This window comes from Streptomyces tanashiensis (genome assembly GCF_014648895.1).
Taxonomy (GTDB): Bacteria; Actinomycetota; Actinomycetes; order Streptomycetales; family Streptomycetaceae; genus Streptomyces; species Streptomyces tanashiensis.
In genome coordinates this window covers 294489-310184 of sequence record NZ_BMRZ01000003.1, presented here as the reverse complement: position 1 = coordinate 310184, position 15696 = coordinate 294489, and the positions used below count along the sequence as shown (strand labels likewise).

Genomic DNA, 15696 nt, shown 5'->3' with positions numbered 1-15696 from the left:
CCGGAGGCATGACCACCACGACCCACCCCCTGGACACGCTCCGCGGTGCCGTGCGCGGCACCGTCGTGACCCGCGGCGACCCGTCGTACGACGTCTCCCGCCGGGTCTACAACGCCCTGCACGACCGCCGCCCGGCCGTCGTCGTCCATGCCGTGGACGCCGGTGACGTGAGGGCGGCGGTGCTGTACGCCCGGGAGCACGCGCTCCCGCTGGCCGTGCGCGGCGGCGCCCACTCGGTCGCCGGCTTCGGCACCGTCGACGACGGTCTGGTCGTCGACCTGTCCCGGATGCGCGGCGTCCGGGTCGACCCGGAGGCCCGTACGGCGCGGGCCGAGGGCGGTGCCACCTGGGGCGACTTCAACCACGCCACCCATGCCTTCGGGCTCGCCACCACCGGCGGGGCGGTCTCCACGACCGGCATCGGCGGGCTGACGCTCGGCGGCGGCATGGGGCACCTGGCCCGCCGCTGCGGCCTGAGCTGCGACAACCTGATCGGGGCGGACGTGGTGACCGCCGAGGGCTCGCTCGTCTCCTGCGACGCGGAGCGGAACCCGGACCTGTTCTGGGCGCTGCGCGGCGGCGGCGGGAACTTCGGGGTGGTCACGTCGCTCGCGTACCGGCTGCACCCCGTCGACGTGATCTTCGGCGGGATCACCTGCTATCCGCTCGACGGCGACGTGGCCCGCGCCTGGCAGGAGATGAACGCCGCCTCACCGGTCGAGCTGAACGTGATCCTCGTCGTGGCGCTCGGCCCGGAGGAGCCGTTCCTGCCGGAGCGCTGGCACGGGCGCCCGGTCTGTGCCGCGTTCACCTGCTTCAGCGGCCCGGCGGAGGAGGACGAGAAGGTCCTCGCCCGTCTGGACGGTCTCGGCCCGGTGGTCGGCCGGTTCATGGACCGGATGCCGTACCCGGTGATCAACACCCTCTTCGACGAGCAGCTGCCGCCCGGGCTCCTCCACTACTGGAAGGGCAACTTCAGCCGGGGCCTGTCGGACGGTGCGATCGCGGCGCACATGGAGTTCGGGGCGACGATGCCGTCGATGGAGTCGGACACGGCGATCTTCCCGATCGACGGGGCGTGCCACGAGGTGGGGCCGGAGGAGACCGCGTTCGCCTACCGGGACGCCGTCTTCTCGCACTCCTTCGGCGGCACCTGGACCGACCCGGCGGACTCGGAGCACAACATCGCCTGGACCCGCGCCTACGACAGGGCGCTGCGGCCGCACACCGAGGCGGGCGGGTACGTGAACTTCATGGACACCGACGACCAGGACCGGGTGCGGGTGAACTACCGCCAGAACTACGACCGGCTGCGCGCGGTGAAGCGCCGGTACGACCCCGACAACGTGTTCCGGCTGAACCAGAACATCGTCCCCTAGAACGCTACGGGACGGTGCGGGCCGAGGCGAGGAGGCGGACGGTGTCCTCGGGGGCGAGCGCGAGCGCGTTCCCGACGGTCCCGAGGACCTCCGTCTCGGCCGGGGTGTAGGCGCCGTCCGCGAGCGCGATCCGGGCGGCCTGGAGCAGGATCGACTCCCGCCCGGAGGGCGCCAGGTGCGGGCTGAGGGGCTCCAGGGCCTCGTGGAGCTCGATCGAGAGGAGCGTGCCCTCGGGGTTCACCTCGGGCATGAAGCGCCCGGTGTCGGCCTCCAGGGCCTCGACGAGGTCGACGAGCTGGACGGCCGTGCACTCGGCGAAGCCGGCGGACCGGACCGCGGTGACGGCCCGGTCCAGGACGTCGCGGGAGTCGGTGCCGCCGGCCGCGAGGACGGCGAGGGCGACGGTGTGCACGGCGTCCCTCAGCATCGCCGAGAAGCGGCTGGTCGTCGGGTGGTCGAGCACCTCCGTACCGAAGTGCGTGTGACAGGCCGCGCACTCGACGACGGGGCCGGTACAGCCCCGGGGCAGGACGGGGACGCCCAGGACGGCGAACCTGCGGCGGCCGGTGCGCCGCCGGTAGTTCCGGTCGCCGCCGCACTCCTCGCAGAAGAACTCGCCGTCTCCGACGGTGTTCCAGGAGGTGCGGATCCCGCAGACGCCCACTTTCCCACCACGTGAATTCCGGGCAGACCGCACACGCACCTCCTCAACGGCCCGGCTGCACTGCCGGCGTTGGCGTGATGTTAGCCACATCCTTGATGTGGCGTCAGCACCCCGTCAGGACTTCGCCGTGGACTTGGCCGAGACACGTCATGCCTCAGGAAGCGCGGCGGCGGCGCTTTGCGAAGGCCAGGAAGCCTCCGCCGACGGCGACGGCGGCCGCTGCGGCACCGATGACGCCGGGGCCGATGGCCGAACCGGTCGTCGCGAGATCACCCTCCGGGGTGGCGGACGGGGCCGGGGTCGGCGGCGTGCCCGGCGCGGTCGTGGCCTCGCCCGGGCCGCCCGGGGTGGACGGCGCGGACGGGGACGCGGAGGCCGAGGGGGTCTCGGAGGCGCCCGGGGTCGAGCCGCCCTCGCTCGGGGTGGGCTCCGGGGTGGCCGGCGGGGTGGGGACGGGGGTGTCGGTCGGCTTCGGCGGCTCGGGGGTGACGACCGGTCCCGGCGTCTTCTCCTTCGGGAGGCAGCCGGTGAAGTTCATCTGGTGGGTCTCGGCGCCGGGGACGGTGACGAGCTCCTCGGCGATCACGGAGCCGTTGACGTGGCCGGGGCCCACGTTCTTGCCGCCCATCTCGACCTTGGCGTTCGGGGCGAAGATCGTGCCGGGCCAGGAGGTGTAGTTCTTCTTCACGCTCGTGGCCTGCGGGAAGTTCCACAGCAGCTTGGAGCGGATCTGCCGGTACTCGTCGCCGGGCACGGCGTAGTCGTCGATGACGGGGGCGCCGCCGGCGAGGTTCTTGTAGTAGACGCCGTAGGTGGCCGAGGTGCTCATGTCGTACGAGGCGCCGAGCACGTTCACGAGGGTCGAGGAGCCGACCGGGACGTCCAGGGTGATCGCGCGGAACTTCTCCAGGTCGGCGGCGTTCACGGCGAAGACGTTGAGCGTCTTGTCGGTGCCGGTGAGGAAGATGCCGTCGCCGGAGGTGGAGACCTTGCCGTTGGGCTCGGTGGCGGCCCAGCCGGTGGACAGCGCCCGCAGGCTCGTGAACTCCTTGCCGAAGTCGACCGGCGAGGCGCCCTTCGTGCTCGGGCCGTCGACGCCGAAGCCGCTGCCCTTCCGGGAACGGTCGTCGAGCTCGCCGTACACGCCGGTGCCCTTGGTGATCACGACCTGGTTGGCGTGGAGCGTGCCGGCGACGACGAGGCTGTGACCGCCGGGCAGCTTCGCGAGGTCGGCGGGGGTCAGCTGGTAGCCGACGGAGAACCCCTGGCCGGTCTTCGCGTCGCCGAACCAGGCGTCGCCGCCGACCGCGACCGCGCCCTCGGAGTCCGAGTGGCGCACGGAGTCCTTCTCGACGAACTCGGCGTAGAGGCCGGCCGTGCCGAGCGGCTGCGAGGCGCACTCCGTGGTGGCGGCGGAGGCGGCGGGGGCCCAGGTGAGGGCGGCACCGGTCACCGCGAGAACGGCGGCCACGGCAGCGGTCGTGCGCATGCGAAACTCCAGGTCAGGGAGGTACGGGGAGGGCGCGTGGGGGGTCTGTCCGAGTGGACGAGCCGACCTTCCGCCATTCCCCGATGTGCCGTCAACTCACCCGATATGACGCTGATTCCGACATTCCTGAATGATCTTCCTTAAGCGAATCTGAAGCCCTCCATAAGCGTGACGCGGCTCACACGCGCCGCTGCCCCGCACCCTCCGGGAGGAAGGGTGCGGGGCAGCGGACAGGGGGGTGACGGGGTCAGCGGGCGGAGCGGTTGACCGCCGAGATGACCGCCTTCAGGGAGGCGCGGGTCGTGTTGGCGTCGATGCCGATGCCCCACAGGACCTTGCCGTCGATGGCGCACTCGATGTACGAGGCGGCCTGCGCGGAGGCGCCCTCGCTCATCGTGTGCTCCTGGTAGTCCAGCAGTCGGGCGTCGACGCCGATGGACTGCAGCGCGGCGAAGAACGCGGAGATCGGACCGTTGCCGGAGCCCGTCAGGACGGTGTCGACGCCGTCCACGACCGCCTCGACGGTCAGCGTGTCGGTGCCGTCCGTGTCGGAGGTCGACTGGCCGGAGCGCAGCTGGATGCGGCCCCAGGCGTTGTCGGGGTTGGGCAGGTACTCGTCCTGGAAGACGGCCCAGATCGCGGCCGGCGTGACCTCGCCGCCCTCGGTGTCCGTCTTCTGCTGGATGATCTTCGAGAACTCGATCTGCATCCGGCGGGGCAGGTCCAGCTTGTGGTCGTTCTTCAGGACGTACGCGATGCCGCCCTTGCCGGACTGCGAGTTGACCCGGATGACGGCCTCGTAGGAGCGGCCGACGTCCTTCGGGTCGATCGGCAGGTACGGCACCGCCCACTCGATGTCGTCGACGGTCTTGCCCTGGGCGGCCGCGTCGGCCTCCATGGCGTCGAAGCCCTTCTTGATGGCGTCCTGGTGGGAGCCGGAGAAGGCGGTGTAGACCAGGTCGCCCGCGTAGGGGTGGCGCGGGTGGACCTCCATCTGGTTGCAGTACTCGGAGGTGCGGCGGATCTCGTCGATCTGGGAGAAGTCGATCTGCGGGTCGACGCCCTGCGAGAACAGGTTCATGCCCAGCGTCACCAGGTCGACGTTGCCGGTCCGCTCGCCCTGCCCGAACAGGCAGCCCTCGATGCGGTCGGCGCCGGCCATGATCGCCAGCTCGGCCGCGGCCACGGCCGTGCCGCGGTCGTTGTGCGGGTGGACGGAGACGCAGATGTGCTCGCGGCGGGTCAGGTTCCGGGACATCCACTCGAACCGGTCCGCGTGCGTGGACGGCGTCGAACGCTCCACGGTGGCGGGCAGGTTGAGGATGATCTCGCGGCCCGGGCCGGGCTGCCAGACGTCACAGACCGCCTCGCAGACCTCCAGGGCGAAGTCCAGCTCGGTGTCGGTGAAGATCTCGGGGCTGTACTGGTAGCCGAAGGTGGTCTCCGGGCCCAGCAGCTTCTCCGCGTACTCCATCACCAGACGGGTGCCGTCCACGGCGATCTGCTTGATCTGCTCCTTCGAGCCGCGGAAGACGACCCGGCGGAAGGTGGGCGCGGTGGCGTTGTACAGGTGGACCGTGGCGCGCTTGGCGCCGATCAGGGACTCCACGGTCCGCTCGATCAGGTCCTCGCGGGCCTGGGTCAGGACGGAGATGGTGACGTCGTCCGGGATCGCGCCCTCTTCGATGATGGAGCGCACGAACGCGAAGTCGGTCTCGCCGGAGGACGGGAAGCCGACCTCGATCTCCTTGTAGCCCATGCGTACGAGCAGGTCGAACATCTCGCGCTTGCGGGCCGGGGACATCGGGTCGATCAGGGCCTGGTTGCCGTCACGCAGGTCGGTGGACAGCCAGCGGGGCGCCTTCGTGATGCGCTTCTCGGGCCAGGTCCGGTCGGGGATGACCACGGCCTCGTACCGGCCGTACTTGTGGATCGGCATCCCGGACGGCTGCTGCGTGTGGGTCGCGTTGGTGATGGGCGTCGGCCGGCTGACGAAAGGCGACTGGGACATTGCGTGGGGCTCCTCGGGTCCAGCAAGAAGGACGGCCGACTGTCGAACGCAACACCAGGTCCCGCGGGGAGGGGGTCGGCCTACGACTACAGGCCCTCGCCGCGGCAGCTAAGGAGAAGCAGCCCGAAACGCATGATGTGCGTCACCTTAGCCCAGGTCCGTGAAAGCCGGACGCCGCGTTTCAGTATGCGGGACGGCGGCGGCGTCAAGCCCGAAAGGTGACCCATCACTCCATTTCGCCAATCATCGTCGCAACCCGTGACACCGGCGGTACGCAGTGCCACATTGCTGACATGACCTCCCACACGCCTGTCTTCTGCTCGATCGTCCCGCCCCACCTCCTGGAGCGTCTGGCCGAGTCCGCCGACCCGGCCGTCGCCGAGGCCGCCCGCCGCACCCTCGCGGTGGACCTGACCCAGCGCACCACCCGGACCGAGCGGCCCGCGCCCGCCCCGGCGGAGGACGGCGCCGGAAAGCCCCGGCGCACGATCCACGACGCCAAGAACGGCACCCAGCTGCCCGGCCACCAGGTGCGCGGCGAGGGCGAGCCGGCGACCACCGACGACACGGCCAACCGCGCCTACGCCGGCCTCGGCGCCACCTACGACCTCTTCCTGAACGCCTTCGGCCACGACTCGATCGACGGCGCCGGGCTGCCGCTCCGCGCCACCGTCCACTACGACGAGAAGTACGACAACGCCTTCTGGAACGGCGAGCAGATGGTGTTCGGCGACGGCGACGGCGAGCTCTTCCTCGACTTCACGCTCCCGGTCGACGTCATCGGCCACGAGCTGGCCCACGGCTTCACCCAGTACTCGGCGAACCTCGCCTACTACGGCCAGTCGGGGGCGCTCAACGAGCACGTGTCGGACGTCTTCGGCTCGCTCGTGAAGCAGCACGCCCTGGGGCAGAGCGCGGAGCAGGCCGACTGGCTCATCGGGGCCGGGCTGCTCGGCCCCGCCGTCGACGAGGGGACGGCTCTGCGGTCCATGAAGGCCCCCGGCACCGCGTACGACGACGACGTCCTCGGCAAGGACCCGCAGCCCGCCCACATGGACGACTACGTCCGCACCGGCTCCGACAACGGCGGGGTGCACATCAACTCGGGCATCCCCAACCACGCCTTCTACCTGCTGGCCACCGGGCTCGGCGGCAACGCCTGGGAGCGGCCCGGCCGGATCTGGTACGCCACGATGACCGGCGGCAGGCTCTCGGAGGACGCGCGGTTCGGCGAGTTCGCGCGGGAGACGGTGTCGGTGGCGCGGGAGCTCTACGGCGACGAGACGGCCGAGGCCGTGGTGCGCGCCTGGTCGGGCGTCGGCGTATCCACGTCCTGAGCCGGCTGGTAGACAGGGCCCATGCGGATTCGAGTGCGGCGCACGGGCGGTTTCGCGGGCATCGAGCGGTCGGCGGAGGTGGAGGTCTCGGGACCCGAGTGGGAGTCCCTGTCCTCCACCGTCCTCGCGGAGAGCGGAGGTGACTCCCGGGGCGTGCCGGACGGCTTCTCGTACGAGATCACCGTCGACGGCACCACGGTCCGCTGCCGCGACCCGCACCTCACGGACGCCCAGAGGACCCTCGTCACGAGGGTCCTCAAGGAAGGCGCGTAGGGCCTAGCGGGAGGCGCGGCGCCAGAACCGGCTCTGGCGGGGCGGGCGGACCTCCAGGGACCAGTCGCCGTCGGCACTCTCGACCTGCACGAGCACGGGCCCCTCGGGCAGCGGCCGGCCGTCCCGGGGGAGCCTGCTCGCCACATTGGCCAGCAGGTGATCGCCGCCGTCCGGCCCGTAGCCCTGGACGAGGAAGTACGCGTGGTCGAATCCCGTGCGGAGCCGGGAGGAGAGGTGGCCGGCCGGACCCGTGTACAGCAGCACGTCGCCGCCCCTCCCCCGGGCGCGGCGGCCGAGTTCCTCCACGGTGCTCACCGGCCGGACGGCGAGCGTCCACGCGCTGCCGCCGGCACTCACGCGCAGGCGCAGCGGGCTCCGGCCGTCGTACCGCAGCAGCCCGCGGCCCTCGTAGTCCTCCAGGGTCGTGTTCGCGAGCAGAGCGTCCCCGTCGCCCTTCTCGTCGAGGCTCTCCACGCAGAAGTAGCCCTCGCCCGCCCTGGTGGAGTCGACCACGACGTATCCGGCCGGGATCGGCACGTCGACGGTGAGGGTCGTCCTGCCCTTGCCGCTGCGGACGAACTCCGGGAAGTCCCCTCCGAAGAGCTCGATGTCCGATCGCGGGCCGACGCGGGCGGGCCTCTGAGCGGGGACCCGGGGCTGTGCGGGGACGGCGGCCTCGGCCGCCCGGACCTTGGCCAGGAGCTCCTCGGGGATGGCCTCGGGCAGGGCGTCGGAGGGTGTGGCCCCGCCCTCGGAGGCGGGCTCGTCGGCGGGGGCGGGGTCCGGGTCCCTGCCCTCGATGCCGAAGTCCTCGGCGAGGCCGACGAGGCCGGAGTCGTACCCCTGGCCCACGGCACGGAACTTCCACGCCCCGTCGCGCCGGTAGAACTCGCCGAGGACGAACGCCGTCTCGGTGCTCGCGTCGTCGACCTCGTACAGCGCCAGCTGCTCGCCGGTGCCGGCGCTGATCGTCCGGATGAGAAGGTCCGGCACCTGCCCGAAGGTCCCGTCCTCGCTGGAGGCGGTGATCACGATGCGCCGGACACCGGGCTCCACGCGCGCGGTGTCGATCTCCAGCCAGTCGGCGACCCGCTGCTCCTCGTCCCGCACCTGCCCGAGCAGGCGCACCGCGCCGGACGCGTGCGCGGGCTGGTTGTAGAAGACCAGGTCGCCGTCGCCCCTGACCCGGCCGTCGGCGTCGAGCAGCAGCGCCGAGGCGTCGACCTCGGGCACCCCGTCGCCGGCGGCCCGCCGGACGACCGCGATCCGCCACACCTGCCCGGGGACCGGCAGGTTTCCCCCCTTGACGATCTCTGTCACGGCGCCATGCTGACACGCGCCCCCGGACGCCGCCCGGAAGATCGCCCGGAAACCGGGCTAGAAGCCCAGCTTCCGGAGCTGCTTCGGGACCCCTCCTCACTGCCGTCCTCGCACCGCAGGGCCCAGGGGGCCCCGCGGGCGTCGCACGGCTGCGCCGGCCTCCGGCCGGACGGTGGCGGGTCGCCCTAGAAGCCCAGCTTCCGGAGCTGCTTCGGGTCGCGCTGCCAGTCCTTCGCGACCTTCACGTGGAGGTCGAGGAAGACCGGGGTGCCGAGGAGCGCCTCGATGTGCTTGCGGGACTTCATGCCGACCTCCTTGAGGCGGCTGCCCTTGGGGCCGATGATGATGCCCTTCTGGCTGGGGCGCTCGATGTACACGTTCGCGTGGATGTCGAGCAGCGGCCGGTCCGCCGGGCGGTTCTCGCGCGGGATCATCTCCTCGACGACCACCGCGATCGAGTGCGGCAGCTCGTCCCGTACGCCTTCGAGCGCGGCCTCGCGGATCAGCTCCGCGACCATGACCTGCTCCGGCTCGTCCGTGAGGTCGCCCTCCGGGTAGAGCGGCGGGGACTCCGGCAGGAGCGGGATGAGCAGGTCGGCGACGAGCTGGACCTGCTTGTTGCCGACGGCCGAGACCGGGACGATCTGCGCCCACTCGAAGCCCAGCTCCTTGCCGAGCTGGTCGATCGCGATGAGCTGCTCGGCGAGCGTCTTGGAGTCGACCAGGTCGGTCTTGGTGATGATCGCGACCTTCGGGGTCTTCTTGATCCCGGCGAGCTCCTTGGCGATGAACCGGTCGCCGGGGCCGAGCTTCTGGTCGGCCGGCAGGCAGAAGCCGATGACGTCGACCTCGGCCCAGGTGGTGCGCACGACGTCGTTGAGCCGCTCGCCGAGGAGCGTCCGCGGCTTGTGGAGGCCGGGGGTGTCGACCAGGATCAGCTGCGCGTCCGGGCGGTGCACGATGCCGCGGACGGTGTGCCGGGTGGTCTGCGGCCGGTTCGAGGTGATGGCCACCTTCTGGCCGACCAGAGCGTTCGTGAGGGTGGACTTGCCCGCGTTGGGGCGGCCGACGAAGCAGGCGAAGCCGGCCCGGTGGACGGCTTCGGTTTCTTGGTTGCGAGCGCTCATGGGGGCCATTGTCCCCGATGAGCGCCCGCCTCACGCACTCAGTGCCCGGCGGCGGCGTATCCGCAGGCCGTAGAGCCCGGCCGCACCGCCCACGACGAGGACCGCGGCGGCGAGCCAGGGCAGGGCCAGGAAGGACACCGTGCCGGTCTCCTTCACGTCCTTCGCGGTCGCGGTGAGGGTGATGTCGCCCCAGTCGAGCTGCGGGGAGCCGGTCCAGCGCTCGGTGAGCCGGATCTTCTGGCGGGGCAGCAGCTCGGACGGGACCTTGGCCAGGTCGCGGTCGAGGAGGGTGCGGCCGAAGAGGCCCTGGGCCTTCAGCACGACCTTGGGGTTGAGCGTGACGTTGCCCCGGTTGTTCAGGGTGTACGAGACCAGGGCGCTGCTCGTGCCGGTGCCGGGGACCAGCGGCCGGTCCTGGTCGAGGGTGACGTCCTCGACGGCGAGGGCGGGGACGGTCGGCCCGTTGACCCGGAGGTAGACGCGGGCGCCGACCGCGCGCTGGACGCCGACGGCGACGGCTCCCTTCCCGCCGGGGGCGATCCGCTCGTCGAGGGCGACGAGGGCCCCGGGGTGGTCGCCGGGGTCGGCGTCGGCGGGGACGGTCAGGGTGTACGGGACGGTGACGGCGGAGCGGGCGGGGACGGTGATCCGGGTGCGTTCGGGCTTGATCCAGGCGCCGGCGCCGGTCTGCTTCTCCTTCTGGGTGCGGACGGCGAAGCCGCCGTCCCGGTCGGTGTTGTAGGCGTCGGCGCCGTACAGCCGGAAGGTGAGCGGGGCTGCCGTCTTGTTGGTGACGGTGACGCGGTCGGTGAGCGTGGTGCCCGGGTCGGCGGAGAGATAGAAGTACGGGCGGCCGCCGAGCCGGGAGGCGGCCGGGTAGACGGCCCACTCGCCGTTCTCGGCGGCCTGGGCGCCCGGCGCGAGGCCGAGCAGCACGAGGAGGATGCTCAGGAGGAGGACGTACGGCTTCGTGCGCACGGGTGCGGACCCCCGGGGTGCGGATCGGGGCGGGCCGGCCGGGTGCGCGCCCGGCCCGCGAGACGGTCAGGACAGGGTCAGCGTGAGCACGCCCGCGTACGAGCCGGGCGCGGTGAACGCCGGGACGTCGAGGGAGAGCTGCGCGTCGACGGTGAACTCGCCGCCCGTGAGGGTGCCGTTCGGGGTGGAGGCGAGGGTCGCGCCGCCGCTGCCGACCGGTCCCGCCGAGCCGGCGGCGCAGGCGCTGGGGCTGCCGGCCTTGGCGGTGCAGGCGGGGGTCCACGAGAGGTTCCCGGCGCCGATGGCGCCGCCGGGGCCGGTGAAGTCGGTGACCTTGCCGGTCAGCGACCAGCCGGCGGGTCCGCCGCGGAAGTCCTTGACGGTCACCGTCTGGAGCGCGCCGGTGGCCGCGCCGCCCGCGCCGAAGTCGACGGCGGACAGCTGGACGGCGTCCCCGGCCTGGGTCATGGACAGCTCACCCGGCGTGACGGCCGCGGTGATCGTCTGGCTGTTCGGCGGGGCCGGGACGATCACCTTGTACGCGGCGGGTCCTGCGCCCTTCTCCGGGTCCCAGGCCGTGCCCTCGTACGCCACGATCCCGGTGGTCGCCACGTCGTTGACCTTCAGGCGTGCGGCGAAGCCGCCCTCGCTGTCGGTCGTGACGGTCATCCGGTCGGCGGTCTCCGCCGCCCCGGCGCGGCCGACGACGGTGACCTCGGTGAGCGGGGTGAACCTGGAGCCGGTGACGGTCACCCGGACACCGGGGTCCCCGGAGGCGCTGTCGAGCTGGAGCGCGCGCGTGTTGGGGTTGGTGGCGGGGCTCGCGACGACCGTCTCGGAGACCGGGGCGGGCGGGTTGAGCACCGTACAGGGGGTGTCCAGCTCCATGAGGTAGCTGGTGTGGATGTTGTAGTCGCCGGGCGAGAGGGTGATCGACCCGGCCTCCGTGGCGGTGAACGTGCCCGTCATGGAGAAGGCCGGGAAGGAGCCCTTGCCGGGGACCGGCGGGTTCTTCTTGGGACCGGTGACGGTGACCGTGCCGGTCTGGGCGCCGCCGAGGACCACCTTGCCGCTGGGCGTCATGATGTCGGCCGGGAGCGCGAGGTCGACCGGGTTGGACGCGGCGGGCTTGGTGATCGTGTAGGTCACGGTCACGGTCTCGCCGACCTTGGGACTGGCCTTGTCGACCGTGATCTCGGCGGTGGTGGTGCCCGTGATGGGCGGGATGCCGGCGATCGGCGGCGGGACGCAGCGGGTCTGGAATTCCACCGACTGGGAGGTCGTCGCCGCACCGGCCGGGGCGGCCAGCGCGCCGCCGCCGGCGACCGCGAGGGCGGTGACGCCGAGGGCGGCGGTCCAGCGCCGTCTTCGGGCCGCCGCCCGGGATCGGGTGAGTGCCATGTGAGTGCCCCCTCCTGAGGGATGAGTGGGCGCCATTGACGGCTGCGGGCGGAGAGAAGTCAATGGAATCGAGTTCCACCGTCTGATGACCCATCAGATCATGTCAAGATCGCGCCATGGGCGACATATCCGCAGGTCACGACAGAGACCGGTGCCGCCCATGGCGACACCGGTCCGGGTGGTACGGACTCAGCTGAAGACGAACGGACCCGGCGACTGCGAGGTCACCGCGTCACAGTTCACCGTGACCCCGAAGATCACCATCTTGAGGGCGACCCCCGCGAAGTACGAGTTGAGGCTGTCGCCCGAGGCCACGGTCCCGCTGAGCGGGCCCATGATGACGGACTGCCCGGCGGAGCGGGCCGGGTTCTTCTTCCCGGTGAAGACCCGCGTGCCGCCGCCGCCCTTGGCCAGCGTCAGGGTCGAGCTGATCGTGTCGGTGCCGACCGCGATCGGCGTGGTGACGGAGGAGCTGATGGTGATGGTCGCGGCGGTGCCGCTCTGCGTGGCCGTGAGGGTGGCGCTGCCACCGCCCCAGCTGCCGCAGTCGTACGTCGCCGTGGCCGAGCCCGGCGAGACCGCGCCGGCCGTCGGGGCGAAGGCGAGTCCGGCGGCGGCGAGCGCCCCGGTGAGTACCGCGACGGTCCCTAAGGTGCTTCTGCTTCTCATGGCGAGTTCGAACCCCTTCCGATACCGAACGCAGGGGTGCGGACACTGCGTGAATGGTGGAGATCTGACGGTCCGTCGGACGAACCGCTGTCATTGACGCGCAGACCGCCGGGGAAGGCAAGAGAAGGTGCGGTGATCCTTCACAAGGACACAAGGCGCGAGGGCCCGGCGCGCCGCCGGGCCCTCGCTGTCCTGATCCGTTCGCTCACCCCGCGGTGAGGTCCGTCCTCAGCCCGCGGTGACGGCCACCCGCAGCTGCCCGTCCGGGCCGGCCAGCAGCACCGGGGTCTCGGGCCCGCCGAGGTCCCGTACCGCCGCGCGGTCCTCGTCCGAGGCGGCCTCGGCGTTCGACACCACGGCCGCCGCCTCCAGGGACTGGGCCCCGCTGGCCACGGCCATCGCGACCGCGGTCCGCAGCGCGCTCAGCTTGAGCGACTCCAGCTCCACGGTGCCGGCCACGTAGGTGCGGCCCGTCTCGTCGCGTACGGCCGCGCCCTCGGGCACGCCGTTACGGGCGCGGGCGCTCCGCGCAAGGGTGATGATCTTGAGGTCCTCGGCGCCGAGGTCGCCGTGCTCGCTGCTGAGTGTCATGGGGCGAGCATAGATCCGTGAGGATGATCAGCCCGCGACCGGGTACATCGCCCCGCGGCGCCCCTCCGGCGACACCAGCCACTCCAGCTTCTCGGCCGTGTCCGCCTCCGGCAGCGGCGTGTGCAGCACGATGACCAGGTCCGGACGGGCCGGGACCCTGAGCTGGGTCGCCTCCACGACCAGCGTGCCGACCAGCGGGTGCTCCACCTCCTTGCGGTTCTGACCGCCCGGCAGGATGTCCCGCCGCTCCCACAGCTCCGTGAACTCCGGGCTCAGCCCCTTCGCCTCCTCGACGACCGCCCGGAAGCCCTCGTCGTCCGGGCACTCCGAGCAGGCCGAACGGAACTGCGCGACGACCCTCGGCGCGATCTCCTCCCAGTGGGTCAGCCGCCCGCGGTACAGCGGGTCCGTGAAGAAGTCGATCAGGCAGTTCTGGGTGATGCCCGGCCGCATCCCGAGCACGACCGCGGCCGCGTCGTTGTACATGACGGCGTTCCAGTACTGGTCCATGATGTGCGCCGGGAACGGCATCCACGCGTCGATGAGCCGCCGCAGGCCGTCGCACATGTCCCGGTCCTCGGGCGCCGTCTCCGGGGCCGGCGGGTTCAGCGCCGCCAGGACGTACAGATGGCGGCGCTCGACCGGGCTCAGCCGCAGCACGCGCGCGACCGAGTCGAGGACGTGCGGGGAGACGGTGATGTCCCGGCCCTGCTCCAGCCACTGGTACCAGGAGACCCCGACGCCCGCGAGGACCGCGACCTCCTCACGGCGCAGGCCCGGGGTGCGCCGGCGCGCACCGCCGTCCGGGAGTCCCGCCTCGGCCGGGCTGACCCGGGCCCGACGGCTCATCAGGAACTCGCGCAGTTCGCCGAGTCGGTGCTGCTTCGCGCTGGTGCTCTCGAGAGCGGTGGCCACGTGTGCTTCCTCCCCCTGGACGCATGGTGGTGCCTGGTGGTGCCTGGTGGTGCGACCAACAGGATAAGTTCCCGCTCCCCAGCGTTGTTCCCTTCCCTCGAAGGTGGGGACATGGCAACGACGACCTCCCCGCCCGACTCCCCCACCGCCTCCGCCCCCACCGCCGACGCCACGGCACCGGCCGCTCCCCCGGCCCTCACCGGCCGCGACCGGCTCGTCCTCTTCGTGCTGTGCGCCGCCCAGTTCATGGTGGCGCTCGACTTCTCCGTCCTGAACGTCGCCCTGCCCGTCCTCGGCGCCGACCTCCGCTTCGACCCGTCCGCCCTCCAGTGGGCCGTCACCGCCTTCGCCCTCCCCTCCGGCGGCTTCCTGCTCCTCTTCGGCCGGATCGGCGACCTCTTCGGCCGCAAGAAGCTCTTCCTCTCCGGCCTCGTGCTCTTCGGCGCGGCCTCCCTGCTCGCCACCTTCGCCTGGAGTCCGGGCGTCTTCCTCGTCGGCCGCGCCCTCCAGGGCCTCGGCGCGGCGGCGATCGTGCCCACCGGCATGGCGCTGCTCACCACCGTCTTCCCCGAGGGCCCGCTGCGGGCGAGGGCGCTGGGCATCTCCGGCACCCTGATGTCCCTCGGCTTCACCATCGGCATGGTGCTCGGCGGGGTCATGACCGACACCCTCGGCTGGCGCTCCACGATGGGCCTGCTCGCCGTCTTCACCGTGATCGTCCTGCCGCTCGCCCCGGGCCTGCTGCCCGAGTCCCGCACACCCGAGCGGCCCCGCCTCGACGTGCCCGGTGCGCTGACCGTCACCGGCGGTCTGCTCTCCCTGATCTACGCCCTGACGACGGCGGCCGAGCGCGGCTTCGGCGGCGTCGACGTCCCCGTCACCCTCGCCGCCGGCGTGCTGCTGCTCGTGGCGTTCGGCGTGATCGAGTCCCGGCACCCGGCCCCGCTGGTCTCGCTGCCGGTGCTGCGCCGCCGGACCGTCGCCTTCGGCAACGTGGGCGGTCTGGTCACCTTCTCGATGATGTCGACGATCGTCTTCGCCCTGACCCTGTACCTGCAGGAGACCCTCGGCCTCTCGGCCCTCGCCTCCGGCATCGTCTTCGGCGTCCAGGGCGCCTTCTCGGTCCTCGCCGGCATGATCACGCCGAAGGTCATCGGCCGGTTCGGAGCCCACCGCACGCTGGTGGTCTCGCTCGCCGGTCAGGGCCTGCTCACCGCCGCGCTGCTCGGCATCGGCCGGGAGTCGGGCGCGGTCCTGGCGACCGTGGCGGTCTCCCTGGCGTCGATGCTGCACCTCGGCGCGATCATCTCGTACGGCGTGACCGTCACCTCCGGCGTGCGCGACGAGGAGCAGGGGCTCGCGACCGGTCTGGTCACCACCACCCAGCAGGTCGGTCTGACCGTCGGCATCCCGCTGCTCGGCGTGCTCGCCACCACCGGCTCCGACCTGTTCGCCGGGGTCCGCACGGTGATCGCCCTCGACGCGGCGATCGTGGTCGGTGCGGCCGTCCTGGTCGCCCTCGGCCTGCGGCGCCGGTCCTGA

14 protein-coding genes are annotated in these 15696 nt (G+C 72.1%); 4 read left to right on the top strand and 10 right to left on the bottom strand.

Translation table 11 applies throughout. The features are described from left to right. Positions 1 to 8: 8 nt before the first annotated feature. Complete coding sequence (locus IE237_RS12005) at positions 9 to 1379, top strand: FAD-binding oxidoreductase (protein WP_189801895.1); 1371 nt, start codon at positions 9 to 11, stop codon at positions 1377 to 1379. 4 nt (positions 1380 to 1383) lie between these two features. On the opposite strand, the gene IE237_RS12000 is transcribed toward IE237_RS12005, so the two are convergent. From IE237_RS12000 to leuA, 3 genes are all read right to left on the bottom strand, one after another. Continuing rightward, positions 1384 to 2076: a TerB family tellurite resistance protein gene (locus tag IE237_RS12000; RefSeq protein WP_189801894.1), complete on the bottom strand. Its 693-nt coding sequence runs from the start codon at positions 2074 to 2076 to the stop codon at positions 1384 to 1386. A 121-nt stretch (positions 2077 to 2197) separates the two neighbouring features. After that, a complete protein-coding gene (locus tag IE237_RS11995; protein ID WP_189801893.1) occupies positions 2198 to 3532 on the bottom strand; it encodes a choice-of-anchor A family protein in 1335 nt (444 codons plus the stop codon). Between the two features lie 247 nt (positions 3533 to 3779). Beyond that, positions 3780 to 5543: a 2-isopropylmalate synthase gene (leuA, locus tag IE237_RS11990; RefSeq protein WP_189801892.1), complete on the bottom strand. Its 1764-nt coding sequence runs from the start codon at positions 5541 to 5543 to the stop codon at positions 3780 to 3782. 293 nt (positions 5544 to 5836) lie between these two features. Between leuA and IE237_RS11985 the strand changes: the two genes are divergently transcribed. Both IE237_RS11985 and IE237_RS11980 read left to right on the top strand, forming a co-directional pair. Further along, positions 5837 to 6880 carry a M4 family metallopeptidase gene (locus IE237_RS11985; RefSeq protein WP_189801891.1) on the top strand — a complete coding sequence of 348 codons (1044 nt, stop codon included), beginning with the start codon at positions 5837 to 5839 and terminating at the stop codon, positions 6878 to 6880. A 21-nt stretch (positions 6881 to 6901) separates the two neighbouring features. After that, positions 6902 to 7153 (top strand): protealysin inhibitor emfourin, encoded by a 252-nt coding sequence (locus tag IE237_RS11980; protein ID WP_189801890.1) that lies wholly within the window; start codon positions 6902 to 6904, stop codon positions 7151 to 7153. Between the two features lie 3 nt (positions 7154 to 7156). Here the strand turns inward: IE237_RS11980 and IE237_RS40680 are convergent, their stop codons facing one another. The 7 genes from IE237_RS40680 to IE237_RS11945 form a co-directional block, all read right to left on the bottom strand. Beyond that, on the bottom strand, positions 7157 to 8473 hold the full coding sequence (locus IE237_RS40680) for a TerD family protein (RefSeq protein ID WP_229842595.1): 1317 nt from the start codon (positions 8471 to 8473) through the stop codon (positions 7157 to 7159). 185 nt (positions 8474 to 8658) lie between these two features. Continuing rightward, complete coding sequence (era, locus tag IE237_RS11970; RefSeq protein ID WP_370468173.1) at positions 8659 to 9609, bottom strand: GTPase Era; 951 nt, start codon at positions 9607 to 9609, stop codon at positions 8659 to 8661. A 21-nt stretch (positions 9610 to 9630) separates the two neighbouring features. Next, a complete protein-coding gene (locus IE237_RS11965) occupies positions 9631 to 10578 on the bottom strand; it encodes a WxL protein peptidoglycan domain-containing protein (protein ID WP_189801889.1) in 948 nt (315 codons plus the stop codon). A 66-nt stretch (positions 10579 to 10644) separates the two neighbouring features. Continuing rightward, a complete protein-coding gene (locus IE237_RS11960; protein ID WP_189801888.1) occupies positions 10645 to 11979 on the bottom strand; it encodes a beta-xylosidase in 1335 nt (444 codons plus the stop codon). Positions 11980 to 12168: 189 nt separating this feature from the next. Next, on the bottom strand, positions 12169 to 12648 hold the full coding sequence (locus IE237_RS11955) for a hypothetical protein (RefSeq protein WP_189801887.1): 480 nt from the start codon (positions 12646 to 12648) through the stop codon (positions 12169 to 12171). Positions 12649 to 12876: 228 nt separating this feature from the next. Continuing rightward, a complete protein-coding gene (locus tag IE237_RS11950) occupies positions 12877 to 13239 on the bottom strand; it encodes a cytidine deaminase-like protein (RefSeq protein WP_189801886.1) in 363 nt (120 codons plus the stop codon). Positions 13240 to 13266: 27 nt separating this feature from the next. Continuing rightward, positions 13267 to 14088, bottom strand: a complete 822-nt coding sequence (locus IE237_RS11945; RefSeq protein ID WP_370468181.1) for a helix-turn-helix transcriptional regulator — start codon at positions 14086 to 14088, stop codon at positions 13267 to 13269. 177 nt (positions 14089 to 14265) lie between these two features. Here IE237_RS11945 and IE237_RS11940 point away from each other — a divergent pair, with 177 nt between their 5' ends. Then, complete coding sequence (locus tag IE237_RS11940) at positions 14266 to 15696, top strand: MFS transporter (protein WP_189801884.1); 1431 nt, start codon at positions 14266 to 14268, stop codon at positions 15694 to 15696.